At 31.1% G+C, this 25,228-nt stretch carries 23 protein-coding genes and 3 pseudogenes; 9 read left to right on the top strand and 17 right to left on the bottom strand.

Going from position 1 to position 25,228, the window contains the following annotated elements; all coding sequences use genetic code 11:
* Positions 1 to 155 precede the first annotated feature (155 nt).
* Together nifH and nifB are read right to left on the bottom strand one after the other, a co-directional pair.
* Entirely contained in the window at positions 156 to 983 is an 828-nt protein-coding gene (nifH, locus tag AB3K27_RS09495; RefSeq protein ID WP_368490946.1) for a nitrogenase iron protein, read from the bottom strand.
* 123 nt (positions 984 to 1,106) lie between these two features.
* Positions 1,107 to 2,369: pseudogene (nifB, locus tag AB3K27_RS09490) on the bottom strand (nitrogenase cofactor biosynthesis protein NifB); the annotation flags it as partial.
* A gap of 1,068 nt (positions 2,370 to 3,437) precedes the next feature.
* On the opposite strand from nifB, the gene AB3K27_RS09485 reads away from it, so the two are divergent.
* From AB3K27_RS09485 to AB3K27_RS09465, 5 genes are all read left to right on the top strand, one after another.
* Positions 3,438 to 3,806: a helix-turn-helix domain-containing protein gene (locus tag AB3K27_RS09485; protein ID WP_368490945.1), complete on the top strand. Its 369-nt coding sequence runs from the start codon at positions 3,438 to 3,440 to the stop codon at positions 3,804 to 3,806.
* Entirely contained in the window at positions 3,766 to 4,626 is an 861-nt protein-coding gene (locus AB3K27_RS09480; RefSeq protein ID WP_368490944.1) for an ImmA/IrrE family metallo-endopeptidase, read from the top strand. The genes AB3K27_RS09485 and AB3K27_RS09480 overlap by 41 nt, the downstream gene beginning before the upstream one ends.
* Positions 4,616 to 5,212, top strand: coding sequence for a hypothetical protein (locus tag AB3K27_RS09475; RefSeq protein WP_368490943.1), 597 nt, complete (start codon positions 4,616 to 4,618; stop codon positions 5,210 to 5,212). Before AB3K27_RS09480 ends, AB3K27_RS09475 begins: the two co-directional genes overlap by 11 nt.
* Before the next feature lie 99 nt (positions 5,213 to 5,311).
* Positions 5,312 to 5,638 carry a P-II family nitrogen regulator gene (locus AB3K27_RS09470; protein ID WP_368490942.1) on the top strand — a complete coding sequence of 109 codons (327 nt, stop codon included), beginning with the start codon at positions 5,312 to 5,314 and terminating at the stop codon, positions 5,636 to 5,638.
* A 17-nt stretch (positions 5,639 to 5,655) separates the two neighbouring features.
* Positions 5,656 to 6,027 carry a P-II family nitrogen regulator gene (locus AB3K27_RS09465; RefSeq protein WP_368490941.1) on the top strand — a complete coding sequence of 124 codons (372 nt, stop codon included), beginning with the start codon at positions 5,656 to 5,658 and terminating at the stop codon, positions 6,025 to 6,027.
* A 106-nt stretch (positions 6,028 to 6,133) separates the two neighbouring features.
* On the opposite strand, the gene anfO is transcribed toward AB3K27_RS09465, so the two are convergent.
* From anfO to AB3K27_RS09435, 6 genes are all read right to left on the bottom strand, one after another.
* The gene (anfO, locus tag AB3K27_RS09460; protein ID WP_368490940.1) at positions 6,134 to 6,772 is read right to left on the bottom strand and encodes a Fe-only nitrogenase accessory protein AnfO; all 639 of its coding nucleotides are present in this window, start codon (positions 6,770 to 6,772) and stop codon (positions 6,134 to 6,136) included.
* A 76-nt stretch (positions 6,773 to 6,848) separates the two neighbouring features.
* On the bottom strand, positions 6,849 to 7,490 hold the full coding sequence (locus AB3K27_RS09455) for a NifB/NifX family molybdenum-iron cluster-binding protein (protein WP_368490939.1): 642 nt from the start codon (positions 7,488 to 7,490) through the stop codon (positions 6,849 to 6,851).
* A gap of 43 nt (positions 7,491 to 7,533) precedes the next feature.
* Positions 7,534 to 8,343, bottom strand: a complete 810-nt coding sequence (locus AB3K27_RS09450; protein ID WP_368490938.1) for a homocitrate synthase — start codon at positions 8,341 to 8,343, stop codon at positions 7,534 to 7,536.
* Between the two features lie 111 nt (positions 8,344 to 8,454).
* Positions 8,455 to 9,516, bottom strand: a complete 1,062-nt coding sequence (locus AB3K27_RS09445) for a homocitrate synthase (RefSeq protein ID WP_368490937.1) — start codon at positions 9,514 to 9,516, stop codon at positions 8,455 to 8,457.
* 189 nt (positions 9,517 to 9,705) lie between these two features.
* Positions 9,706 to 10,164, bottom strand: a complete 459-nt coding sequence (locus AB3K27_RS09440) for a GNAT family N-acetyltransferase (RefSeq protein ID WP_368490936.1) — start codon at positions 10,162 to 10,164, stop codon at positions 9,706 to 9,708.
* Positions 10,133 to 10,480: a hypothetical protein gene (locus tag AB3K27_RS09435; protein WP_368490935.1), complete on the bottom strand. Its 348-nt coding sequence runs from the start codon at positions 10,478 to 10,480 to the stop codon at positions 10,133 to 10,135. Before AB3K27_RS09435 ends, AB3K27_RS09440 begins: the two co-directional genes overlap by 32 nt.
* Positions 10,481 to 10,879: 399 nt before the next feature.
* Between AB3K27_RS09435 and AB3K27_RS09430 the strand changes: the two genes are divergently transcribed.
* Entirely contained in the window at positions 10,880 to 12,079 is a 1,200-nt protein-coding gene (locus tag AB3K27_RS09430) for a serpin family protein (RefSeq protein ID WP_368490934.1), read from the top strand.
* Positions 12,080 to 12,163: 84 nt separating this feature from the next.
* Here the strand turns inward: AB3K27_RS09430 and AB3K27_RS09425 are convergent, their stop codons facing one another.
* Positions 12,164 to 13,936 carry a bifunctional homocysteine S-methyltransferase/methylenetetrahydrofolate reductase gene (locus AB3K27_RS09425; protein WP_368490933.1) on the bottom strand — a complete coding sequence of 591 codons (1,773 nt, stop codon included), beginning with the start codon at positions 13,934 to 13,936 and terminating at the stop codon, positions 12,164 to 12,166.
* Positions 13,933 to 16,221 (bottom strand): 5-methyltetrahydropteroyltriglutamate--homocysteine S-methyltransferase, encoded by a 2,289-nt coding sequence (gene metE / locus AB3K27_RS09420; protein ID WP_368490932.1) that lies wholly within the window; start codon positions 16,219 to 16,221, stop codon positions 13,933 to 13,935. The genes AB3K27_RS09425 and metE overlap by 4 nt, the downstream gene beginning before the upstream one ends.
* Before the next feature lie 185 nt (positions 16,222 to 16,406).
* On the opposite strand from metE, the pseudogene AB3K27_RS09415 reads away from it, so the two are divergent.
* From AB3K27_RS09415 to AB3K27_RS09405, 3 genes and pseudogenes are all read left to right on the top strand, one after another.
* Positions 16,407 to 16,550: pseudogene (locus AB3K27_RS09415) on the top strand (ATP-dependent Clp protease proteolytic subunit); the annotation flags it as partial.
* Positions 16,551 to 16,616: 66 nt separating this feature from the next.
* Positions 16,617 to 17,534 (top strand): ATP-binding cassette domain-containing protein, encoded by a 918-nt coding sequence (locus tag AB3K27_RS09410; protein ID WP_368490931.1) that lies wholly within the window; start codon positions 16,617 to 16,619, stop codon positions 17,532 to 17,534.
* Between the two features lie 110 nt (positions 17,535 to 17,644).
* Positions 17,645 to 18,274, top strand: coding sequence for an ABC transporter permease (locus tag AB3K27_RS09405; protein ID WP_368490930.1), 630 nt, complete (start codon positions 17,645 to 17,647; stop codon positions 18,272 to 18,274).
* Positions 18,275 to 18,316: 42 nt separating this feature from the next.
* Here the strand turns inward: AB3K27_RS09405 and AB3K27_RS09400 are convergent.
* The 7 genes and pseudogenes from AB3K27_RS09400 to gcvT all read right to left on the bottom strand — a co-directional run.
* Positions 18,317 to 18,478: pseudogene (locus AB3K27_RS09400) on the bottom strand (LexA family protein); the annotation flags it as partial.
* A 36-nt stretch (positions 18,479 to 18,514) separates the two neighbouring features.
* Complete coding sequence (lpdA, locus tag AB3K27_RS09395) at positions 18,515 to 19,885, bottom strand: dihydrolipoyl dehydrogenase (protein ID WP_368490929.1); 1,371 nt, start codon at positions 19,883 to 19,885, stop codon at positions 18,515 to 18,517.
* A gap of 16 nt (positions 19,886 to 19,901) precedes the next feature.
* Entirely contained in the window at positions 19,902 to 20,897 is a 996-nt protein-coding gene (locus AB3K27_RS09390; protein ID WP_368490928.1) for a lipoate--protein ligase, read from the bottom strand.
* On the bottom strand, positions 20,894 to 22,360 hold the full coding sequence (gene gcvPB, locus AB3K27_RS09385) for an aminomethyl-transferring glycine dehydrogenase subunit GcvPB (RefSeq protein ID WP_368490927.1): 1,467 nt from the start codon (positions 22,358 to 22,360) through the stop codon (positions 20,894 to 20,896). Before gcvPB ends, AB3K27_RS09390 begins: the two co-directional genes overlap by 4 nt.
* A complete protein-coding gene (gcvPA, locus tag AB3K27_RS09380; RefSeq protein WP_368490926.1) occupies positions 22,357 to 23,676 on the bottom strand; it encodes an aminomethyl-transferring glycine dehydrogenase subunit GcvPA in 1,320 nt (439 codons plus the stop codon). The genes gcvPB and gcvPA overlap by 4 nt, the downstream gene beginning before the upstream one ends.
* Before the next feature lie 17 nt (positions 23,677 to 23,693).
* A complete protein-coding gene (gene gcvH / locus AB3K27_RS09375; RefSeq protein ID WP_368490925.1) occupies positions 23,694 to 24,074 on the bottom strand; it encodes a glycine cleavage system protein GcvH in 381 nt (126 codons plus the stop codon).
* 11 nt (positions 24,075 to 24,085) lie between these two features.
* Positions 24,086 to 25,174 (bottom strand): glycine cleavage system aminomethyltransferase GcvT, encoded by a 1,089-nt coding sequence (gene gcvT, locus AB3K27_RS09370; RefSeq protein ID WP_368490924.1) that lies wholly within the window; start codon positions 25,172 to 25,174, stop codon positions 24,086 to 24,088.
* Between the last annotated feature and the right edge of the window lie 54 nt (positions 25,175 to 25,228).

Here is a 25,228-nt window from a genome sequence, read left to right as displayed (position 1 = left end):
AAATTATAATTTTTGAAGTAAACTACCTCCACTCCGTTCACATTTTTAATTCATGTATCTTTAAATTTCCAAGTAATATACAAAAGAGGAGGCATTTACAACAATTAGACTCATTAAGACATCTAACATGCTTTAGGCATACGCAAAATTCTTAGTTAATCTAGCAGACCATATTTAATAACCATCTGTTCTAAGTCAGGAATCTTTAAAGGCTTAGGTACAACAAAATTTTTATTTTCTATAATTTTACGTGCTAATTCTCCATATTCCTTTGCCTGATTGCAATCAGGATCATATTCAACTACTGTCTGTTTATTGAACTCTGCTTTTTGAACTATATTATCCCTAGGCATAAAATGAATCAGTTGAGTGCCTATTGCGCTTGTAAATTCTTCCATGAGTTCTAATTCTTTATCAACCATACGGCTGTTACATATAATACCACCTAATCTGACTCCACCTTGATCTGCATATTTGAGTATACCCTTACATATGTTATTTGCGGCATATACTGCCATCATTTCTCCAGATGCAACAATATATACTTCCTGTGCTTTTCCTTCACGAATAGGCATTGCGAATCCTCCGCATACAACGTCACCTAAAACATCAAAGTGCACAAAGTCAAGATCAGGGGTATAAGCTCCAAGCTCTTCCATCAAATTAATTGAGGTTATAACACCTCTTCCTGCACATCCAACACCAGGCTCAGGTCCTCCAGATTCAACACAGCGGATACCTTTAAACCCTGTTTTAATAACGGCTTCTTCTGTTATTGAATCTTCTCCTTCTTCTCTAAGGGTATCCATTATTGTACTTTGAGTCATCTCTCCAAGTATAAGACGTGTACAGTCTGCCTTAGGGTCACACCCATGAATAAAAACTTTTTTGCCATAGAAATGAGCTAGTGCTGCAGCTGTATTTTGCTGTGTAGTTGATTTACCTATTCCACCTTTACCATAAAATGCTATTTTTCTTGTCATTTTTGTTCCCCCTTTAAATTGTAAAATTATTAAAATAATTAAGCTTTATATTGATTTTTCACTTTCAACCCTAGGCATCACCTCCTTATTTAGTTACTGGTTAATAATCTATAGTTACATCTATTACTTTCCAATAACAGAAGATAACTGGCAGTCAACTTCTTCAAATTCCTGAACAGCCCGGAGAATACCTTTATCTATAGGATCATACATCTCTATAACTTTAATTCCCTCTACTTCTAATTTTTCTTTTGGATCAAGTCCAATTCTAAGTACAAGTACTGCATCACAATCCCTTATAGATTTAATTATCCTTGAAATTTTATCATCATGTTTATCACAGTCCTGAATTCCTGTACAATATTTATTTACATCTCTTTTCTCCAGAAATTTCACAGTGCCTGAATCATATGAATAAATGTAAAATTCATCAGCATGTCCGAAATGTTGATCTATATTAATGCCTGATTTGGATGAAATTGCAAATTTATACTTTTTGCCTTTAGATATGCTCTTTTCAAGGTTGTGTTTTTCTACTTTAACAGAATGTTTACTTTCACAGATTCCACATCCCGCATTTCTGAAATCTATAGAAAGATCTTGGGATAAGGTGCCTATTGCATCTGCCCTGCACTGTCTGCAGTGATACATTTGTTTTATATCAACTTCACATTTTTTCCTCATTTCATTCAACTCTATATTTGAAACCAGAGGCAAATGTTCAAATCTACTTCCTGGGACTGGTATCATCTGCATTATGTTTGTCATATATGCCCCGCACTCTTTAACTTTTTTAACAACTTCTTTTATATGCTTATCATTTATTCCTTTAAGCATAACTATATTTACTTTACACACTATGCCATTTGAACATAAATATTTAAGACCTTTAAGCTGCTTATCTAAAAGTATTTCTGCCCCTTCTTCTCCTACATATTTATGACCTAGATAGTTAACTTCCTTATATATTTTTGCTCCTATTTTTTTATCTACAGCATTTATGGTTACTGTGACATGGGATACCCCAAGTTTTATAAGTTCATTTGCATAAAGTGGAAGCATAAGTCCATTGGTTGATAGACAAAATATAGTTTCAGGAGACTCTTCCCTTATAAGTGTTAAAGATTTTCTTACCTCTTGAAAATTTGCCAGTGCGTCTCCAGGACCTGCTATGCCTACAACAGTTAGATTTTTCATATTACTTTTAACTACTTTAAATTTTTCAAGGGCTTCTTCCGGACTTAAAATTTCACTTGTAACTCCAGGTCTACTTTCATTTGCACAATCATATTTTCTACTGCAGTAATTACAGCTTATATTACATTTAGGAGCCACAGGTATATGCATTCTGGCAAATTTATGAGCGTTATCTCCAAAACAGGGATGTATATTTGATTTCATGGCCCTATTAATTGGAACATAGATTTCACATGGATTATAATCTACAGCCCTTAAATTTTTATTTTTCAACTCAATCATCTCCTTATCAGCTTTTGGTTTAGAATCTTTTGTATTTGCCTTAGATTACCAATTGCAGTTTAAAAACTATATTGAACCTGCTGCTCTTTTATGGTATAATTTTAATATATATGGTTAGAATTTGGCATGTTCTAACTCATTTTTTGAGTATATCTCTTGGCATTTCCTTCACAAAACTAAGAGGTATACTCCTATATTGATATTAACCCACCTTATTATTCACAACCTATTACAATTATTTTTCTATATTTCTAAATTAATTACCAATATAACTATCTAACAATAAAATATTGATTGAACATCAAGCTTTTTAGATTCTTATAAAAAGTGTTAGTATGATTTTGAATAATAATTATATGAAAATATACCACAATTTTTCTAAAAAGGCAATAGTTTTATTGATATTTTATTAAAATAAATATACGATTAATAATAATATATCATAAGAATAGTATTAAAATTGATATATTAATAACTACCTAAAATTCTATTCTTTTATTTACACATCCCCTTTTCTAATTTTTAATAGTAATAATATCGCATAACATTTTTATGCTAATTTATTTCAACTTGTATAAAACATTATATTATTATATTGTTAATATTGTAATGTAATGTTTCGTAAATTGCAATAGTATTTTGATTATTTATCAAAAAATCTATAAATTATTGATAAATAGTTAATTATTTATTGCTTATACAAACGATTTACTATATTATTTTAGAATTCCATAATAAAAACTCATTCCAATTAAGTGAAAATTCATTCCAACAACTTGACTTTTCTCTAAATAAAAAATATAATAATACGAAACAATATAAAATATATTTAAATCAGCCATTTGCAATGTATAATATAATTTTTGATACCAAATTATTATATTTTATCATACTTTCTTTATTGAACATTAAAAACTGATATTTAAATAGAAAATATATCACCTGAAGGTTAAAAATAATGGTGAGGTGCTCGCAATGAATTTCTTTCAAGTAATCGGAAATAGTATTCTTATTGAACTTAACAAAAAAAATTGGACTCAATCTATGTTTGCCCATAAGATTGGAGTTTCAGATGAGGTATTTAAACAAATTGTACAAGGTAAGAAAGCACTAAATGCTGTTGAAATAGCTAAAATTGCAAATACTTTAGATGTAGATCCAGAAAAGCTTTTAAGGAAAAAGAAAAAAATTTACTGTGAAGATAATTTATCTGAAAAATTCATTGACAGCTTTTATAACAAAGATAATTTTAAACTTATATATTTCATAATTGAAGAATATATAAATATGGAGGAAGATTTGCATGAATTCAAATTATCTAAAAAAAGTACTTCTGGAAAATGACATCAAAAGTATCAAATCTAAAATTAACATATTGATAAAAGAAAATCACATCATTAATCCTATAATAAAAGATGATATGTTTAGGCTATTAGAATCAGTAGGTAAGGTACTTTATTATCCCATCAAGGATAATGTGTGTGCTTTTTATATTAAAATAGACAATAATCACTTCAAAGAAAACATTATCTTCATAAATACCTTCATGCCCTATGAAATACAAATATTTGCAGCAGCTCATGAATTTTCACATATTATTGGTATTGCCGGAGATCATGAAGAGCTTCTTGTGGAGGATAAAATATTTAATTATGTCTTTGATAGTATGGAGAACATAGATAAAAATGAAATGCTAGCAAATTATTTTGCCTCTGAGTTATTGGTAAAAGACACTATTTTAGAATCACAGCTTCTAAAAATGAAAATAAATAAACTGGATTCTATAACTACGGAAGATATTATAAGGCTAATGGATATATTTTTATTTCCTTATAAACCTATGATACTAAAATTGTACTGTATAGGTAAAATATCCTATGAGAGATATAAAGAATTAATTGATATTAATTGTAATAATTCCATATTTCAATTACAAAATAGGCTTGGTTTGTGTTCCAGGAACAATGAACTGACAAGAATTAAGAGCTTCTCTAACTTTATCGATTTAGCAATTAATTCTTATGAGATGACTGTAAGAACTTATGATAAATTAAAGTATGTATTAAAATTATTTGATTTAACACCTGAAAAACTTGGTGTGAAAAAAAAATTACCTAAACATCTTTCAGAAGAAGGGTTAGAAGAGATACCTTATGACTTATAATGGAAAATACAGCTGTTTAATTTTAGATGCGGATATTTATTATAAGTTAGTACAATTTGAAGATATAAATGCTTTTGTAAAAATCATTAATAATATAACAGATAAGGCTTACATACATGAATATGTTTATAAAGAAGAAATTCTCACAAAAAGAGAACAGCTAGAACAACTAATAGCTATGAAAAAATTAGAGATATTATATCCAAAAAATATACTTGATAAAATTGGATATAGCGTGTATAAAGATTCATTTAAAATTTTATGTGAAGAGTATATAGGCCTTGAAAATCTCTGTAAAAGACACGGCCATTTAGGAGAGGTGTATTCACTAGCCATTGCAAAAGCATTAAGTATAACTATATTTATGTCCGACGAAGGTGGACTTAAGCCAATAATTAAAAGACTCTTAAATACAGGAATAAATGATATTAATATGTTCAGGTTAAAAAATATTATTCATTGGATAAGACACAACCCAGAGTGTAACATTACAAGGCGGGAAGCCAAAAAAATTTTTTGCTACACCTGCAGTAAAGGAAATATAAAAAACAGAAAAAGATGTTTCGATGATATATGGAAAATTTAGATACTCTTAAATATTATAGTTGATACCTAAAATTAAAGATAATAACGTTCAAATCAAGGACGTTCATAAAATAAATAACTTTTGTTAGGAGGAAATTCTATGTTAATGATTAAAGCTATTATAAGACCAGAAAAAGTAGAGTCAGTTTTATCCGCACTTTCAAGTGCAGGTTTTCCGGCTGTTACAAAATATGATGTTGTAGGAAGGGGTAAGCAGCAGGGGCTTCAAGTGGGTTCCATACATTATGATGAAATCCCTAAAGAAATGCTCATGATTGTTGTAAATGACACTGACAAAGATGAAGTAATAGATATTATAATACACACAGCAAAAACTGGGGAAGAAGGGGCATTTGGAGATGGTAAAATTTTCACAGCACCTGTAGACGAAGTTTACACGATAAGTACAGGCTCTAAAGAACTTTAAATAAAGGAGATGACACTATGAAAGAAATTAATGCTATTATTAGAATGAATATGGTGAGTAAAACTGCAACTAATTTAAAAAAAGCAGGCTTTCCTTGCTTTACCTGTAGAAAAGTTCTTGGACGCGGTAAAAAAATGGTAGATCTTAAGGTATCCAATGGCGAAATATCTATAAATAAACACCAAGCAGAAAATTTATCCGAACAACACAGACTAATATCCAAAAGATTGTTTACAATAATGGTAAATGACCAGGATGTACAAGAAGTAGTAGATATAATTATCAGCACAAATCAAACCCATAATCCAGGAGATGGAAAAATATTTGTAAAAGATGTTACTGAAGTTATAAGAATAAGGACTTCAGAAAAAGGCGTACTGGCTTTATAATATAAAAATTATCTGTTAAGAAAAAAGGATTTATTAGGTGGTGTAAAACAACATAATAAATCCTTTTTCTATTAATATCATTATCTTACGTAAAATAGACCTGGTCTCAACATGTCTTATATTTAACAGTTACTTTAAACCGGTCCTTTTTTTCTATTTGAACATCAACTTTTAAACCAAAATTATCCAATTCTTTTTCAAACCACTTTGGGACATGACTGCAGTTTATTACCAACTCAGAAAAGGTTTGATTCTTAAAAAATGGAACTAATATTTGTTTGGTAGTAATATTTGGATTCTGCTGCTGTACCTTAATAAGATCTAAAAAATAATGACCCTCTTGTCCAATTTTGACAGGTTCACATACACGCTTATTTTGAGATTGTGAAGAAGATTTTAATAGTTTACGTTCTTCATCTTCCTCTGTTTCCATAACATGATCTAGAAATTCATAAGGCCTTCCGGTTATTTCCCAGGAATTCACTTCAAATCTTTCTAAAATGCTGTAGGGAATTCCTCCAATTTTTCTTCCTACAAAAATTTTGCATTGTCCTAGAGATTCTACCATCTTTATAATTCTTTCTCGAATTAAATTTACATCAGTTATTTTGTATATTGAAAAAATTATTTCATCTTTTATCTTCCAGTCTTTATCCTGTTTAGTATATATTTTAACTACACCTGGTTCTAAAAAAGAAGCTATTTCTCCATTATAATTTTCTAATACTGCAATTTCTTTATTCATAATCTTTTTACTAAATTTATAATATAATTGTAAATTTAGTATAATAATCCCCCTTTCACAATGATATTTTAACAATTTACTTCATCATAGTAATCTCTTCTAAAGCTTTCTCAATTCCTTTATCTACAGTTGTATTTATCTGAATTACTTCAATACCTTTCTGCTTTAGTTTCTTTATAGCCTCCACTCCTATTTTTAAAGTTAGCACAATATCACAGTCTTCTATGGTTTCTAGTATTTTAGAAATTTTCTCATCATGGTTACTACATTCCTCAACTCCTATACCGTACCTGTAGACTTTTCTTATTTCTACAAAATTAATACCATTTTTATCATAGGAATAAATATAAAATCTATCAGTATGTCCAAAATGTTCATCTATATTCTCACCTGTCTTGCTTGAGATTGCTAATTTATAATTATTTTTTTTATCAATATTTTTATATCTGGCATCATAGGTTTTATTTTTCCAATTTAACTTTTTATTTGTAACCCACACTTCAGGATTAGGAATTTCACAAATAACTAACCTGTCAGTACCTATTAAAAATTTACTCAAAGAATTTCTTATATCTTCATAAGATGCAGAAGTTTTTATTACGTAGGTAGTTATATCCAGATAATGGCACCAATCTTCATAACTTTGTATAGCCCCTTTTACTTTTTCATTATTGTAATCCGGATGACTTAAATCATAACTTACCATGTACATCCCCATAGTAATCTCCTTCCTATTTCTATACAAATCAAGTGATTCTTAATTACTCTGACAATTTTATAATATCTTTAATTTGTTGTTCCATTTCCATTAAATCATCAAAATCTCTACAGGATACTTTATTACCTTCCAGCATATATAAAACTTTAGCAAACTTTACAAAATCACAATTACCGGCACGTTCTCCTATACCTGTAACAGTACAATCTACATACATAACTCCGGCCTCTACTGCTCCTAAAGAATTGGCAAGTGCCATTCCAAAATCATTATGTGTGTGCACTTCTACTTCTACTGGCACCTCTTGTCTCAATTTATTTATGTGGTAAAAAATCTTCCTCGGATATAAAATACCCACTGTATCTGCATATCTAACTCTCTTTACTCCCATTTCAAAAACAATTTTACATAATTCAACTAAAAAATTTATGTCTGCCCTACTGGCATCTTCCAATCCTACAGTTACTTCATATCCTTTATCCAATGCATAAGTAATACATCTTTTTATATTATTTATAACCCAAGTCCTATCTTTCCCTAGTTTAGATTTAATTTGAATATCTGATGAAGGAATGGATATATGAATTATATCCACGCCACAATCTATGGAATGATTTATGTCCTTTATATTCATTCTATTCCATGATGATATCTTACTGTTTAAATTCAGGCTTACAATTTTCTCAATACTTTCCTTTTCATCTCCCCCCATAGATGCTGTTCCTGCTTCTATCTGAGCAATGCCCATATCATTTACAATTTCAGCAATTTTTACTTTTTCTTTTATACCTAATGCTATGCCAGCCTTTTGTTCTCCATCTCTCAAAGTAGTGTCTACAATACTAACATTCACTTTACATCCCACCTCTTTTTCAATGCACAATTCACATCCTTTTTAATTTACAATTTGAATTTATGCATCAACCAATTTAACTTAATGGATAACTTACAATTATCCTCCCCCTTATTGCAAACAAGTATTTTTAAAGTCGTTATAGATTTGAATTAACTCCTCATCAAAAATATTTCTCTTTAGTTTAATACTGGTTTCCCTTATCTTACTTAAAAAATTATTTCCATTAATTCCTTCATAGTCTATATTTAGCTCTTTAAGGCGCAACATTACCGCTTTTTTGCCTGAATGTTTTCCTATATACATGGTTCTCTTTTCTCCAATATCATATGGATTATAAGGTTCATAAGTATAAGGATTTTTTGCTATTCCATCCACATGAATACCCGATTCATATTTAAATATATCTTCTCCAATTACAGCTTTCATACAGTAGACCTTTTCCCCTGTCAGCTGTGTATATACTTTTGCCAGGTCTCCTACTAACTTTAAATTTCCAGATACTTCACCCTTTTTTATCACTTTAAGTCCTAAAACAATTTCCTCTATAGATGCAAATCCATAAATTTGTCCATTAAAAGTTCCCGTTATAAAATCCGCGCCATCGATACAAGCTTCCATACCTATTGCAGTTGCCATGTAAAATTTATTATCCGGACAAAAGTCCACATCCGTAGAAAAACGTGTTTTTATATTTTCTATTAATCCGCTCCATCCTGATAAATTGTATTTTACAATACCCTTTATTCTCAAACAACTTATGTTTAACTCATTAAAAATTTTATTATTCTCACCTGAAAGTAATTTATCTAAAATTTTAATATCCACCTCAAGTATTATCTTCCTATCTTTCAATCTATTTAAAATATCCTTATTAAAAGTAACAGCCTTTTTATAATCCACAGCTATATATTTAAATTTAAATTCACATTTATCTAAAAAATATATATCACAAATATCATCTACATTGTATATATAATCTAGGTCTCTAGGAAAATTTTTAATTTTACTTAAAGTACTCTTATTTATCTCTATTAAATCTACACCTACTTCCTTTAGTAACATTAAAAAATTTTTTATCATATTTTCATGAATCTTTTCTGATCTTTTCATAATTTCCGGTAAAGTTCTATCTATAATAAATTTTTTATTGTGCTTTATTATAACTGACATAATGCACCCTCCTTTATTTAATTAACATTTAAAATAGACAGTAATAATGACATTTTATGTTATAATAAGTTATATAAGGTTACAATTTAACATATCCTAATTCATTTTTTGAGTATACTTCTGGCATTTCCTTCACAAAACTAAAAGGTATACTCCCATATTTCTATTCTTTCGTCAAATAAACATAGTCTATATATTCTTTTTATTTAAACATATAAGACCTGTATCATTCCAGTTTAAATGCCTATAAAAATTTAACGCGGGAGAGTTGTCATTTTCCGCTAAAAGCTGCAGTCTTTTTGCCTTCTTTAAAGCTGCCCATTTCTCTATTTTAAAAAGGAGTTCTTTTCCAATACTTCGTTTCCTGTAAACCTCTTTAACAATTAAATCTTCTACCAATACAGATATGCCTCCCTCAGCAGTTGAAATCAAAACTTGGCCTGAGATCATCCCCACAATTTGGCCATTATACTCCGCTATAAATACACACCGATTCTCCCTGTCTTCAAGCATGATTTCAAGACCTCTCCTTTGCTTTTCCTCATTGAAAATGAAATCTTCCTCAATGGAAAAAAGAACTTTTAACAACTGAGTCATCATTTCAATATCACCCTGGTCAGCTCTCCTTATGGTCAAATCCATTTTCATAGTGAAAATTCCTCCTATCCCTATAAAAATTATTATCATATAAACCCTCTCTTCTAAAGTTACCTGTCATAATAGAATTAGTTAAATCCTCTATTAAATTTATTGCCCCATTGAAACCCGCATATCCTCTTTTCACAATACATATGGAATCAAGTTTTTCAAACTCATTCAAATCATTATCTCCTGCCTGGTAGCATAACTTCCACATCCATACCTCTCGCACTGTAAAAAATATCTCATAGCAACTGTCCCAGCCTTGTCCGCTGTCACTGCACAGGGTTATGAAATATAGAGGTACCCCACCAGTTGCAACCAATAGTAGTATAAATGGTAGCTTTATTATGTTTTACTTTGTTTCGTATTATTATATTTTCTATTTTATTAAAAGTCAAGTTTTTTTAAGTATTATTTATTAATTTGTTAAAAATATAATAGTATATATAATAATATAATATTTAGGATCTGGCTTTCCTAATACTCTATCTTTATTCATTATATAAACCATAGCCTCCAATTCTTTACCTTCAAACATAGCTTTTATAACTTTTTTTAGTTTTGCCGATGGACATAACCCTATGTTGAAGATTCATATTTGAACCATAGACTATATAAAGTTTACTCCTTTCATAAAAAATTGAGTTTGCTTTAAAGGCTTATTCATATTATTATTATAATATGGAATATTATGAGTATTAAGGGAGAGTGATGCACTATAATGAATAAAAATAGAAAAATTATTCCCATACTTCTTACTATATTATTTATGATGTCATGTACCAGTTTTACCCCCTATATATATGCAGATTCAAATGAAAATCTACATATAACAAAATTAAATCAGAGGGAAAATACAAGTACAATAAAATGCTGGACTATAGAGTTCAAAACACCTGTAGATTTAAATTCCATACTTAAACCCGGTATAATAACTGTAAAGGATTCTCAAGGGAACTTAATGAATATAAAAATTTCTACAGGGAATTCTGGAAAATATGTTTATGTAGACCCTCCAAAAGAAGGCTATAAAGTAGGACAAACATATTACCTTAACATCTCCAAAGACATAACATTTGAATACCAGAGCAGATCACTTAAAAATGGCATACAGATAAAATTTACAACTGGTGATATAGGATCTATAGATATAGATGAAACTACTTCTATAGTTACAACTAACAATACTTTTGCTTTTAATCTAATGGAAAATTTGATATCACAAGATAAAACTGAAGTTATTTTAATTAATTCCCTATGTCTTAAAGGAAAATGGGAGGATCAATTTTTAACTGAAAATACAAAAAAAGAAGAGTTTAATTTATCTAACGGTAATAAAATAAACATAGACACCATGCAAAATACTTCCTATGTAAATTATCTGGAGGAAAGCAATTTCCAAACAATTTTACTTTCTTATCACGATAATATGGAAATGGATATATTTCTACCTAAAAAAGATATAAATATAAATGAGTTCTCCCAAAATATTACTAAAGACAACTTTGATAAATGGATGAATAACTTTAAAAGTACTTATGTTCTGCAACAGATTCCTAAATTTAAAATGTACTATGACACAGACTTAAATAATCCATTAAAAGCTTTAGGAATATTTGATGCTTTTGATCCTGAAAAAGCAGATTTTAAAAAGCTTGTAACCAATAATACCCTAAACCAGACTTCCCTATATATAAATAAAATAAAACATAAAGCTTATATAAGTGTAGATGAAGAGGGTACAGAAGCTGCTGCTGTTACTGTTGAGATTATGAATGGCACCTCTGCCCCTTATAATAAACCAATTTACTTTAAGGCAGACAGACCTTTCTTCTTTATAGGAGATAATAAAACGGGAATTATATCCTTTATGGGAAAGATGGATAATCCAAGTACACCAGATATAGATCCAGCAAATTAAATTATAAAAGCAGTGCTTATCTTACACCTTGAAGAATATGGGAATATTAGCCAATTGCCGCGGATAAAATAAAAAACACCACTATTATATTGTAATGGTGTTTTTTGCTTTGATATTATGAATAATTTCAGAAATAATATCTATTCTTTTAAAAGGTGTAATGAGATAATATCCATCTACATAAGGATAAATTTTCTCTGCAATATCAATGGATATTTTAACTGCCAGTTTTGCTGCCTCTTCTTTTGAAATATCCTTATATTGTTTGATAATTTGTTTTGAAACTTTTATTCCGGAAATTTCATTATTCATAAAACAGGCATTTCTATAGCTTACAACTGGAATAATTCCTCCTAATATTCTGGCAGATAATTCTCTGCGTGCCAGCTTTAAATTTTCCAGAGCCTCTTCTGTTAAAACAGGCTGTGTTAAAAACATAGCTATACCATTTTCTATTTTAGTCTTGGCCCGTTTAAGTTCAGTATTAAAATTTCCAGAATTCACATTTAGGGCGCCACAGATATTAAAGGGGGATGAAAATGTTGTATCATTTAAATTGGTAATATAATTTGCAAGTATTGCAGAATTGAAACTGAACATTGCCTTAACCTCATCCCTCTCAGCAGATGGTATAGGATCTCCGGTCACCACTAGAACATTGTTTACCCCTTCAATATTTAAACCTAAAAGCAGTGCTTTTGTAGCATTTATATTTCTATCTCTACAGGTCATATGCGGTATAGTAGTAATATCTAATTCCCTTTTTAGCTTGCAGGCCAGAAGACTGCTGTCTACCCTAGCTCTGGCAATAGGACAATCTGCAATTGTTATTGCATCAATTTCCTGTTTTTTAAGAGTTTTAGCACTATTTAAAAAGAAATCTACTTCTGTATCAAGGGGAGGATCCAGCTCTACTGCAATAATTTTTTTACCCTTATTAATTTTCTCTAAAAGTACATTTTTAACAACTGGTTTTTCAGTATGAATTTTTTTTACCTGTTTTTTTAAAACAATTTCTGATTTAGATAATTTTTTTAATTTTATAACAGTTTCTCTTATGAATTCTGGAGTTGTACCGCAGCAACCACCTATAATGGACACACCCTGTTTTGCAATTTCCAACATCCTCTGGGCAAAATATTCTTTAGTGTTATCAAAAAAAGTTCGGTTATTTATTACTGTTGGGTAACCCGAATTTGGCATAACAGATATAGTTTCATTTCCTATATTAAAAGTTTTAATATACTGCAATAAATGATAGGGACCAGAAAAACAATTAAAACCACAGGCATCAATGGTTGGTATATTTAAAATATTTTCTATGAGCTTTTTCCCTGATTTACCAACTCTTGTATAACCTTCCGGAGAAACTGCAAACTCCGTCAGAATATATGCTTCTGGATTTTTCCCTTTTATATACTCAGAAATTTCTTTTAGATATTCGTCACTGCTAAAAGTTTCAAATATAAAATATTTTGCTCCTAACTCTAAAAACAATTCTACTATTTCTTTATACCCCTCATATAAATCCATATTTTCTAAAAAAGGTATTGGTCCAATATCTGCAAAAATCAAAACATCTGTGTCTTTTGCAGCCTCCTTTGCAATTTCATATCCATTTACAATAACTTCTCTTACCCTATCAAAATCACTTTCAAGGCTAATTTTATTTGCTCCGAAAGTATTAGTTTTAATTGCCTTGCAGCCTGCATCTATGTATTCTCTATGTATTTTTAATATGGTATTTTTATCATAGATATTTGCAAGCTCACATTTAGGCAATGGATTTTTAGAAACACTGGGATAATATGTCCCCATTGCACCATCAAAAATTAAAGGTTTTTCTTTTATATTCATATATATTCTCCTAATATATTTCTTACTTTTTTAGCTGCTTCCACAAGATTTTTAAGACTTGGAACAGTTTCTTTTTCGCCTCGGGTTTTTAAACCACAATCTGGATTAATCCACAGCTTTTCCTTATTAATTTTTTCGAGCATTGAATTTATAGCTTTAACAATTTCTTCTACACCAGGTATTCTTGGAGAATGAATATCATAGACACCAGGTCCCACTGCAGTAGTAAAATTATTTTTATTTAAAGCTTCAATAATAGATAGATTTGAACGTGATGCTTCAAAGGAAATTACATCTGCATCCATGGAATCAATATCCTTCACTATTTCCTCAAATTCACTATAACACATATGTGTATGTATTTGCGTAGTTGCCTTGCTGCTACTGTGAACCAGTCTAAATGCAGATATGGCCCAATCCAGATATTCACTGTGCCAGCTGCTTTTCCTAAGGGGAAGTTTTTCTTTTAATGCTGCTTCATCTACTTGAATTATATTAATGCCATTGGCTTCAAGATCTAAAACTTCTTCTTTAATAGCCAGAGCAATTTGAAAAGCCATTTCCTTTAACGAAATATCCTCCCGTGGAAAAGACCAGTTGAGAATAGTTACAGGGCCTGTAAGCATACCCTTTACAGGCTTTGATGTAAGACTTTGAGCATATTTAGAGTATTCAACAGTAATAGGTTTTGCCCTAGATACATCTCCCCATATTATAGGCGGTTTAACACAACGGGTACCATAAGACTGAACCCAGGCTCTTTCTGTAAATAAAAATCCTTTTAAATTTTCTCCAAAATATTCCACCATATCATTTCTCTCAAATTCACCATGAACTAAAACATCAATACCAATTTTTTCTTGAAGTTCTATACACTCCTTAATTTTTTCCTTTACTTTCTTTACATATTCCTCTTTTGTGATTTCACCTTTTTTAAATTTTGCTCTATTTGATTTTATTTCAGAGGTCTGTGGAAAAGAGCCTATTGTGGTAGTTGGAAGTAATGGAAATTTAAAAAAATCTCTTTGAATCTTTACCCTTTCATCAAACTTTGGAAGTCTTACAAAATCTTTTTCAGTTAAATTTTTAACCTTTTTCTTCACTTTAAAATTATCACTATTTAATTTTTTTGTAAACTGTGAAATATTGTTTTTATATTTACTTGAATTTATATAATTTACATCACCAAAAAGCTCTTTTAATTCAGCAAGCTCTATCAGTTTTTCTTCTGCAAAAGCAAAATGGGCTTTATAATCTTCTGACAGTTTTTTTTCATTTTTTAGAGTATAGGGAACATGTAACAAAGAACAGCTTGTATTTATTACAATATTATCTTTTTTCATATGCTTTGAAAGCTCATTTAAAACTACAAAGGATTTTTCATAAGAGTTTTTCCATATATTTTTGCCATTTATTATACCTGCAAAAAGAAGAATATCCTTTGGAAATCCCCTATCTTTAATTAACTCTAAAGATTTTTTCCCCTCCACAAAATCCAGCCCTATTCCATCAAAACCAAGAGAGATCACTTCCCTGTAACAATCCCTGATGTCTCCAAAATATGTTTGAATTAATATGTTGAGGTCACCTTTATTTTTTAACAATTCTGTATATATTCTTTTAAATATTTCTATATCATTTTCACTTAAATCTGTAACTAAAATAGGTTCGTCAATCTGTACCCATTCTACCCCTAATTTATTTAATTCTATAAGAATATCTCCATATACCTTAATTATATCTTCAATAAAATCATCTAGTCTTTTTATACCCTCATAATGTGCCAATTTTAAGAAAGTAAACCCACCTATGATTATAGGCTTTGTTTTAATTCCAATCTTCAGAGCATCCTTATACTGGCTAAAAAGCTCCTTACTATTTAACTTGATTTCTGTATTGTCTTCCACTACCGGTACTATATAATGATAATTTGTATTAAACCATTTTTTCATGGGAAGTGCTTTAACATCGCCTTTTTCTCCCTGATATCCTCTGGCCATTGCAAAATAAGTATCTAATTTATTAAGACCTAATGATTTGTAACTATCTGGTATTACATTTAAAAGAACTGCCATATCAAGCATTCCGTCATAAAAAGAAAAATCATTGGAAGGTATGAAATCAATATCTGTCTGAGCTAATAGTTTCCATTGTTTTCTTTTTAAATCTTTAACATTTTGCTGCAACTTTTCCAAAGATAAATTTCCTTTAAAATAATCTTCTGTCCAAAATTTCAGCTCACGAAGTTCACCTATTCTAGGATAACCAATAATTGAGTCTTTCATAACACTATATCCTTTCAGCAAAAATTTTTTCTAAGTTAATCATAACAAAAATTCCTACCTATAGTGTAAATCCCAAAAACTATTACTTGTTATAGTTACAGTCTATAACAAAGAATACATAGAAATTGAACTATTGTTTTTATTCACTAAAAACAGCTAATATATCATATCTACAGTATGTGTAGGAATGGCTTTTAAAGACTAAGAATAAAATAAATAGTGAAAAAACAGGAAAATCCATTAAAAAAATAGAAAGGGATATGGAAAGGGATTATTTTATGTCTGCAGAGGAAGCCCTAACTTATGGAGTAATAGATAAAATTCTTTAAGTGTATTAGCTAATTGCCTCATTCGGACAAAAAATAATTTATAATTATTGACGGGAGGTATCTATTTTGAAAAATTATTTATTTAGAAGTAACAATATCAATAAATCCTATAATAATCATAAAATATTAAATAATTTATCATTAAATATAGAAGAAGGAGATATTTACGGATTTGTTGGCAAAAATGGAGCAGGTAAAACTAGTATGCTCAGAATAATATTAGGATTAATTTATCCTGATTCCGGTGAAATTGAATTATTGGGTAATACCGATATAGAAAAAATAAATTTATCAAGAGCTAAAATTGGTTCATTGATCGAAAGACCTATTTTTTATGGAAATATGACTGCAAGAGAAAATCTCCAGTTAATAAAAATTCAAAAAAATCTAGAAAATACTATAGACTTAAATAAAATATTAAAATTAGTTAATTTACATAATGTTAAAAATAAATCTAAGGATTTTTCTTTAGGTATGAAACAACGGCTTGGTATTGCTATGGCTATTTTAAATAATCCAGAATTATTAATATTAGATGAACCTATAAATGGCTTGGACCCAATTGGAATAAAAGAAATCCGAGAATTATTACTTAATTTAAACAATAAATATGGAACAACTATTTTAATATCAAGCCACATATTATCTGAGTTAACACAATTAGCTACTAAATATGGATTTATAAATCAGGGACATTTAATTAAAGAAATTTCATCAAAAGAATTACATTTAGAATGTAGAAACTACCTGCATTTAAAAGTTAACTCTATTTCTAATATTGGTAAAATAATAGAAGAACAATTTAATACACCCAATTATGAAATATTTCCAGATAACACTGTAAATATATATGATAAAATCAAAATTGAAAATTTATCTCTAATTTTATCAAAGTATAGTATAGCAATTTATGAACTTTTCCAAAATGAAGAATCTCTGGAAGACTATTTTAGCAGATTAATTAAGGGGGATAATAATGAATAATTTAATCAAGGGTGAATTTTTTAAATTTATTAAAAATAAAGGAATTAAATTAACAATAATTTTAGTGTTAATAAGTTCAGCTGTTTTTTTTTTGCTATTATCAAATTTCTATGCAAAGAAAGCCTGAAAGTTTAAATAATATTTCTGGAAGCTCTATTTTATATTTGTTATTAACTGCAGTTGCATGGGAAAATTTTTTATTTGCTATAGTAGCAGCCATTTTTGTTTGCAGAGATTTTGAAAATGAAACTATAAATATGACATTTACATATGGTTATAGCAAAATAAAAGTTTTATTAAGTAAATTTCTCGTTTATCTGGTAGGTTCAGCAGCCATACTTTATATATTTATTTTTTCATCTACAATAATTTTTTCAATATTATATGGGTTTGAAAAAGACTTGAATATATATTTTATTTTAACTATATTGAAATCAATTTTAGTGAATATGCTTGGTATTACAGCTATTTCAAGTATTACATTTTTAATATCAATCTTAACCCGAAATAGTGTACTCACTATTATCTCACCATTTTTTATACTTTTTGTTGCTATATGTATCAGTAATTTTAATAATCCTATAATATCTAATTTGCTGCCTTTTAATTTAGTAATTAATGCTATAATTAATCATGTGAAATTTATTGACCTTTTCAAATTATTAATATTATGTCTTTTAACAATTATATTTTGTATATATGTAAGTAATCTTCACTTAAAAAGAATAGAATTCAAATAATCTTATTTTAAGATTATTTGAATCTTGGTTTAACTACATTTTCATAAATCTTTTCAAGGTGGCATTTTCCATATCCACTGCAACTGCTACAATATCACGATTGTCTGCGGTATTTTGCACTTTCATAACCACTAGATCTCCATTATCTATATTTGCTCCTATCATACTGTCTCCCTTTACTTTTAGCACAAAATGCTCTTTGCTATTATTAAACCAAGGCTATATCCACTTTAATTCAAATCACTCTCTCACCAATTCCCATACTCCTTCAGAAAAAGTAGGATGGGGATGAATTACATGGGCCATTTGTGAAAGAGTCATACCATTTACAATGGCCGATGTGAATTGGCTTATTATATCCGTTGCCCGGGCACACATAAGCTGTGCTCCAAGAATTTTTTCCGTTTCCTTTTCTGCAACCACTTTCATAAACCCTCTCTCCTGCATTGTCAACACTGATTTTCCATTTGCCATCATGGGATATTTTTTAGTAATTACCTCGATACCTGCCTCTTTTGCCCCACTAGCCGTAATACCTACTGTAGCAATCTCAGGATTGGTATAGACACAACCTGGAATCAATTTTATATCTAGAGGTTCTTCTTTTCCCACCATATGCATAACTGCACAAAGTGCTTCAGAGGAAGCTGCATGGGCAAGCTGTACACCTCCAATAACATCACCAATAGCATATATAGAAGGACAGCTGGTTTTATAATATTTATCCACCAAAATTTTGCTTTTTTCTATTTCAACGGTAAAATTTTCACCAAAAAGTCCTTCTGTATTAGGCTTTCTTCCAATTGCCACAAGTACCCCATCTGCTTCAATATGCTGTAATTTTTCCTTTTCTTTATAGACACACAGAATTTTTCCTTCTTGTATTTGTTCTAATTTTTCCACATTAGCAGATGTATGAATATCTACTCCATGTTTTTTTAAAATTTGTTTTAAATTCATACCAATTTCTCTATCCATGTCAGGCAGTACCCGGTTCATGGCTTCAATAACCGTTACCCTGTGTTCAAAAGCACTATATAGGGCTGCAAATTCCATTCCAATGACACCGCCGCCAATAATAATAAGGTGGTCAAATAAATCCTCTTTTCTATTTAAAAGTTCATAGCTTGTAACGACATTTTCCAATTGGATACCAGGAATAGGAGGAATTGCAGCACTAGATCCCGAAGCTATAAGAATTCGTTCTGCTTCAATAATCTTTTCCTCTCCATTTTCACTGACAGCTACTTGATGTGCATTAACAATCTTTCCTGAAGCATAAAAAATATCTACTTTATTTTTTTGAAGTAACATTTTCATACCATCAGAAAGCTTATTTATCATCTCTTCCTTATATTTCAACAGAGCAGATATGTCAAGTACAGCTTTTTCAACCTGTATTCCAAACTTTTTACTTTCCTTTATTTTCTGGTAAATACCTGCTGAATGTAATAAAGATTTCATTGGAATACAGCCCCTGTTTAAACAAGTACCGCCCAATTCATTTTTTTCAATAACTGCCGTCTTCATCCCAAACTTTGCTGCTTCAAGTGCTGCTGTACTCCCGCCGGGTCCCGCTCCTATTACAATTAGATCATATCTCTGACACATATTTTTTCTCCTTTACTTACATATTGTCATGAATCAGCATTCCTATATCTTTGGCAATAACTGCCCGCTCTGGCTTATCTGCAAAATTATTAGTCAATACATCTTTTAATGTATTTTCCTCATAGGTACATCCAATGAGTATTTCAGAAATCCTCAAAATCATTTCCTCATCCATGGCATCAGAAAATGCATTTAACGATTTTATCTTGCCACCTTGAACTTCAAACTGCAATTGTATATCTCCCCACTCAAAACGTCCTAACATTTCATACTGGAATTCAATTTTTCTTCCATATTTCCATTTCCAGGATTCAAACTTTTCCTTTAAAATTTCAAGTTCTTCTTTTTGAATCCGTGATTCATGAAAGGGTTTCGGCTTTAATCCATATACTTCTCCAAAAGCTTCTATAAGTTTCTCACACATCTTATCTATTGTAAGAGAGGAAGAAAGTTTTTTTAAATTTACTACCCTTGATCTTATGGAATTTACACTTTTGGATTGTAATTTTTCTTTTGAAACATTAAGATACTTAGCCATATGTTCCATATCTACATCAATCAAAAGTGTTCCATGATGATAGCAAAAATTACCGGACTTATAAAATGCATTTCCCGAGAATTTTCTTCCATCTACTGTAATATCATTTCTTCCTGTTTTTTTTGCATTGATTCCCAGCTTTTTAACCGCCTGTACAATTACTTCAAGCTGTTTGTCTACATCATAGTTATCTTTTCTTATTAAAAATGTAAAGTTAAGGTTTCCAAGATCATGGTATACAGCTCCTCCTCCAGATAATCTGCGTACTAAATATCCTCCATCATTTTCAAGTTCTTTTACCTTACATTCCTTCCAGCAATTTTGATTTCTTCCTATAACCACCGTATGACGGTTTTGCCACAAGTATAAAATACATTCCCTTTCCCCCACATGAAAGGTTAGATATTCTTCCAGGGCCAGATTTTTATAAGGATAAGTTCCTTCACTTTTCACAAATAACAGCTTCTCTATCATTTATAAACCGCCTTCCCTGTATTATTTTTATCCTTAATGTAATACTGGAGTTTAGGTTTTGTAGCCGCAAGAACTTCATCTGGCCTGTGAACTGCCGTATTATATGGATATTCATGCATCTTTTCCGGTGCTTCTTCTGCCTTTTTATATATTTCTTTGAAGACACAAATTGCATGGTCCAGTGTTTCTTTTGTCTCAGTTTCAGTAGGCTCAATCATCAGTGCCTCATGGACAATCAACGGAAAATATATTGTAGGAGGATGTATGCCATAATCAAGAAGAGCCTTTGCTATATCCAATGCCAGAACCTGGTGTTCCTTCTTCATCCTTTTCAGGGTTATAACAAATTCATGCATACAAGTTCTGTTATAAGCCACATCATAACAATCAGATAATTTCACTCTCATATAATTGGCATTTAATACTGCATTTTTAGCTGTTTCTGGAATACCCTCCCGGCCTAACATCATAATATAGGCAACAGCTTTTACAACCACTTGAAAATTGCCGTAAAATGACTTTACATCACCTATACTTTCTTCTGTCTTATGTAATACATAAGTGTCATCTTTCTGCTTTATAACTATTTTTCCGGGAAGAAATTTCTGTAGAAAATCCTTACAGCCTACAGGACCGCTTCCAGGTCCTCCTCCTCCATGAGGTGCTGAAAATGTCTTGTGTAGATTAATATGTACAATATCAAATCCCATATCTCCAGGTCTTACAATACCCATAACTGCATTTAAATTGGCACCATCATAATAATTTAATCCCCCAGCTTCATGAACCATTTTAGTTATTTCTAAAATATTCTTGTCAAATAAACCTAAAGTATTAGGATTAGTTAACATAAGTCCTGCGGTATCTTCTCCAAGTACTTCTTTCAATTTATCTATATTCACACATCCATCCTTCCCTGAAGGAATGCTGATTACTTTAAACCCTGCCATAACCGCACTTGCAGGATTGGTTCCATGAGCTGAATCCGGTACGATAATTTTATCTCTCTTTTTGTCATTTCTGCTTTCGTGATAGGCTTTAATTAAAAGTAATCCTGTAAATTCTCCATGGGCGCCTGCTGCAGGCTGCATGGTCATTGCATCCATTCCCGTTATTTCACATAAATACTGCTCTGCCATATAAAGCAGCTTAAGACAACCTTGTACTGTATCTTCCGGCTGCATCGGATGTATTTTTGTAAATCCAGAAAGTGATGCTATTTCTTCGTTGATTTTGGGATTATATTTCATGGTGCATGACCCAAGTGGATAAAACCCATCATTAACTCCATGAGATCTTTTGGATAGGCCGGCATAATGTCTGCTGATTTCACTCTCTGATAATTCCGGAAGACGGATTTCTTTCTGTCTAAGTGCACAGTTTGGAATTACAGAAGGTACATCATTTTCAGGTAAAATGCTGGATTTTCTTCCGGTATTTCCTTTTTCAAATAACAATTTCATTTTTTCTGCATCTCCTTTACAATACCAACTAATTTATCCATATGAGCCTTAGTATTTAATTCTGTGGTACACCATAGTATTTCTTTTTCTCCAATAGGAAGTCCTCCTAGAATATTCTCTTTCTCCAATTGTTTAAGTATTTCATCCGCATTACTGTCTGAAACTGTTACAAATTCATGAAAAAATTCCTGCGAATATTTCAATTTCAATCCTGCCTTTTCTAATTCCTTTTGCAAATAATGGGCTTTAGAGGTACATTGAATAGCCGTTTCTCTTATACCTTCACTTCCCATAACTGTCATATAAACTGATGCTGCCATTGCACACAGTGCCTGATTGGAACAAATATTGGAACCTGCCCTTTCCCTTTTAATATGTTGTTCTCTCGCCTGCAGAGTCAGTACAAAAGCCCTTTTTCCATCCACATCTACAGTTTCTCCTACAATACGTCCAGGAAGCTTCCTCATCATTTTAGATGTAGCTGCCATAAACCCAAGATAAGGTCCTCCAAAAGATAAAGGCATTCCAAGGGGCTGCCCCTCTCCCACTGCGATATCTGCACCACATTCTCCTGGTGTTTTTAAAATCCCAAGAGAAATAGGATTACAGCCCATGACAAAACTTGCTCCTTTTTCATGTACCATCTCTGAAATCTTGTCTCCATCCTCTACAATGCCATAATAATTTGGCTGCTGCATATAAAAACATGCTGCCTTATCACCAAGCATTTTATTAAGTTTTTCATAGTCTGTAATACCATCTTTTTCAGGTACAATAAAAAGTTCTGCACCACTGCCAAAACAATAGGTCTTAATAGTGCTCATAACCTGAGGATTTATAGTTTCAGATACATATATACTTTTTCTTTTTTTATTTCTGCACATGGCTACTGCTTCTGCTGCTGCACTGGCTCCATCATAAACTGACGCATTGGAAACATCCATGCCAGTAAGTTCACAAATCATAGTCTGATATTCAAAAATGGATTGTAAAATTCCCTGGCTGATCTCTGCTTGATAGGGGGTATATGCAGTTTGAAATGTTTCTTTTGAAAGTACACTTTTTACAACAGCCGGTATATAATGATTATATGCTCCTCCCCCTCTAAAGATATATTTAAAAATTTTATTTTTTTCAGCTATTTCCTCCATTCTAGCTGATGTCTCCATTTCAGAAATCCCTTCAGGAAGTTTCAATTCTCTTTTAAATCTTACTTTCTGTGGAATATCACAGAATAAATCATTAAAGCTTTTATAGCCTATTTCATTTAACATCTCCAGCTGTTCTTCTCCGGTATTTGGCACATAAGTTCCCATAGGATTACCTCCATCTGTTATTCTTTCTCACTATTTACAACTGCCTCATATTCTTCAGCTGTCAATAAATTTTCTCTAGCACTTATTTCTCTTATTTTTACAAGCCATGCTTCATAAGGAGCTTCATTAATCCACCCCGGTCTATCCAAAAGCTCTTCATTAACTTCCTCTACAACACCACTTAGTGGTGCAAATACATCCGATGCAGCCTTAACGGATTCCACATCTAAAAATACTTCCCCACAAGTAACTTCATCACCTTCCTCTGGAAGATTTACAAATACCAGATCCCCAAGTTCACTCTGTGCATAATCAGTCAAGCCAACTAAAGCCTTATCTCCTTCTATTTTTACCCATTCATGTGATTTAGTGTACATAAGTTCCTTTGGAAAATTCATTTTTATTCCTCCTATTTACTTTTTTTATAAAATGGCAGCTCTACTACCTCTGCTTCTACTTTTTTTCTCTTTGCAATTACTGTTACTTTTGTTCCCGGCTTACTGTAATCTGAAGGAAGCATGGCCATAGCTGCAGGATAACCAATATATGGGCAATAGGTTCCAGATGTAGTGATTCCAATCTTACAATCTCCTGAATAAACTTCCATATTCTCTCTTATAATACCTCTTCCTGTAACTTTTAGTCCTATTCTCTTTTTTTGTGCCGGTTCCTTTTGCTCCAATGACTTTTTACCTATAAAGTCCTCTTTATCCATTTTAACAAACATACCAAGACCTGCTTCTATGGGCGTTATTTCATCATTCATCTCATGTCCATACAAAGGCATGCCTGCTTCCAATCTCAGTGTATCTCTGGCACCCAAACCGCAGGGAATTAATCCTTCTTCCTTGCCTGCTTCTAAAAGAATTTCCCATATTTTCGGTGCCTCTAAAGCTTCCATGTACATCTCATAGCCATTTTCTCCGGTATATCCTGTTTTTGAAATCATACACTTTGCGCCTTCTAAAGTACAGTTAAATATGCCGCTGTAATATTTCTTTGGTATTTCATCTAACTTTGCTACCTTGCTTATGACTGAAAATGCTCTCGGCCCCTGTAATGCAATCTGTGCCACCTCTTTTGAAATATCCTCAAATACTACATTACCCTGTCCATGAGTCTTCACCCAATTATAAACTTTATTTTTATTTGCAGCATTGACCACAAGCAGATAATCATTGTCCTTTACTTTATACACAATCATATCATCCACTACACCGCCTTCTTCATTGCACATGGGACTATATCTTGCCTGACCATGATACATTCCTTCAAAATTATTGGTAAGCAGATAATTAAGATTTTTTAATGCATCTTCACCTCTGCAAGTAACTTCTCCCATATGGGATACATCAAATACGCCACAGGCCTTTCGTACTGCCATGTGCTCTCTTATTACTCCCTCTTCATATTGAACCGGAAGCAGATAGCCTGCAAAAGGAACCATTTTTCCTTTATACTTTAGATGTTTTTCATAAAGTGGTGTCTTTTTTTCCATTGCTCCATCCCCTTTTCAATAAAAAAAGCACATAAATAAACAACCTATTTATTT

It is taken from the genome of Clostridium sp. BJN0013 (assembly GCF_040939125.1).
Lineage (GTDB): Bacteria > Bacillota > Clostridia > Clostridiales > Clostridiaceae > Clostridium_B.
The sequence above is the reverse complement of the archived record's forward strand: the minus strand, read 5'-3'. Positions and strand labels throughout refer to the sequence as shown.

What these genes read in the sequence shown, in the direction of transcription:
- nifH (WP_368490946.1), bottom strand. Translation starts at nt 983, where the DNA reads ATGACAAGAAAAATAGCATTTTATGGTAAAGGTGGAATAGGTAAATCA.
- AB3K27_RS09485 (WP_368490945.1), top strand. Translation starts at nt 3,438, where the DNA reads ATGAATTTCTTTCAAGTAATCGGAAATAGTATTCTTATTGAACTTAAC.
- AB3K27_RS09480 (WP_368490944.1), top strand. Translation starts at nt 3,766, where the DNA reads ATGAATTCAAATTATCTAAAAAAAGTACTTCTGGAAAATGACATCAAA.
- AB3K27_RS09475 (WP_368490943.1), top strand. Translation starts at nt 4,616, where the DNA reads ATGACTTATAATGGAAAATACAGCTGTTTAATTTTAGATGCGGATATT.
- AB3K27_RS09470 (WP_368490942.1), top strand. Translation starts at nt 5,312, where the DNA reads ATGTTAATGATTAAAGCTATTATAAGACCAGAAAAAGTAGAGTCAGTT.
- AB3K27_RS09465 (WP_368490941.1), top strand. Translation starts at nt 5,656, where the DNA reads ATGAAAGAAATTAATGCTATTATTAGAATGAATATGGTGAGTAAAACT.
- anfO (WP_368490940.1), bottom strand. Translation starts at nt 6,772, where the DNA reads ATGAATAAAGAAATTGCAGTATTAGAAAATTATAATGGAGAAATAGCT.
- AB3K27_RS09455 (WP_368490939.1), bottom strand. Translation starts at nt 7,490, where the DNA reads ATGGGGATGTACATGGTAAGTTATGATTTAAGTCATCCGGATTACAAT.
- AB3K27_RS09445 (WP_368490937.1), bottom strand. Translation starts at nt 9,516, where the DNA reads ATGTCAGTTATAATAAAGCACAATAAAAAATTTATTATAGATAGAACT.
- AB3K27_RS09440 (WP_368490936.1), bottom strand. Translation starts at nt 10,164, where the DNA reads ATGAAAATGGATTTGACCATAAGGAGAGCTGACCAGGGTGATATTGAA.
- AB3K27_RS09430 (WP_368490934.1), top strand. Translation starts at nt 10,880, where the DNA reads ATGAATAAAAATAGAAAAATTATTCCCATACTTCTTACTATATTATTT.
- AB3K27_RS09425 (WP_368490933.1), bottom strand. Translation starts at nt 13,936, where the DNA reads ATGAATATAAAAGAAAAACCTTTAATTTTTGATGGTGCAATGGGGACA.
- metE (WP_368490932.1), bottom strand. Translation starts at nt 16,221, where the DNA reads ATGAAAGACTCAATTATTGGTTATCCTAGAATAGGTGAACTTCGTGAG.
- AB3K27_RS09405 (WP_368490930.1), top strand. Translation starts at nt 17,645, where the DNA reads ATGCAAAGAAAGCCTGAAAGTTTAAATAATATTTCTGGAAGCTCTATT.
- lpdA (WP_368490929.1), bottom strand. Translation starts at nt 19,885, where the DNA reads ATGTGTCAGAGATATGATCTAATTGTAATAGGAGCGGGACCCGGCGGG.
- AB3K27_RS09390 (WP_368490928.1), bottom strand. Translation starts at nt 20,897, where the DNA reads ATGATAGAGAAGCTGTTATTTGTGAAAAGTGAAGGAACTTATCCTTAT.
- gcvPB (WP_368490927.1), bottom strand. Translation starts at nt 22,360, where the DNA reads ATGAAATTGTTATTTGAAAAAGGAAATACCGGAAGAAAATCCAGCATT.
- gcvPA (WP_368490926.1), bottom strand. Translation starts at nt 23,676, where the DNA reads ATGGGAACTTATGTGCCAAATACCGGAGAAGAACAGCTGGAGATGTTA.
- gcvH (WP_368490925.1), bottom strand. Translation starts at nt 24,074, where the DNA reads ATGAATTTTCCAAAGGAACTTATGTACACTAAATCACATGAATGGGTA.
- gcvT (WP_368490924.1), bottom strand. Translation starts at nt 25,174, where the DNA reads ATGGAAAAAAAGACACCACTTTATGAAAAACATCTAAAGTATAAAGGA.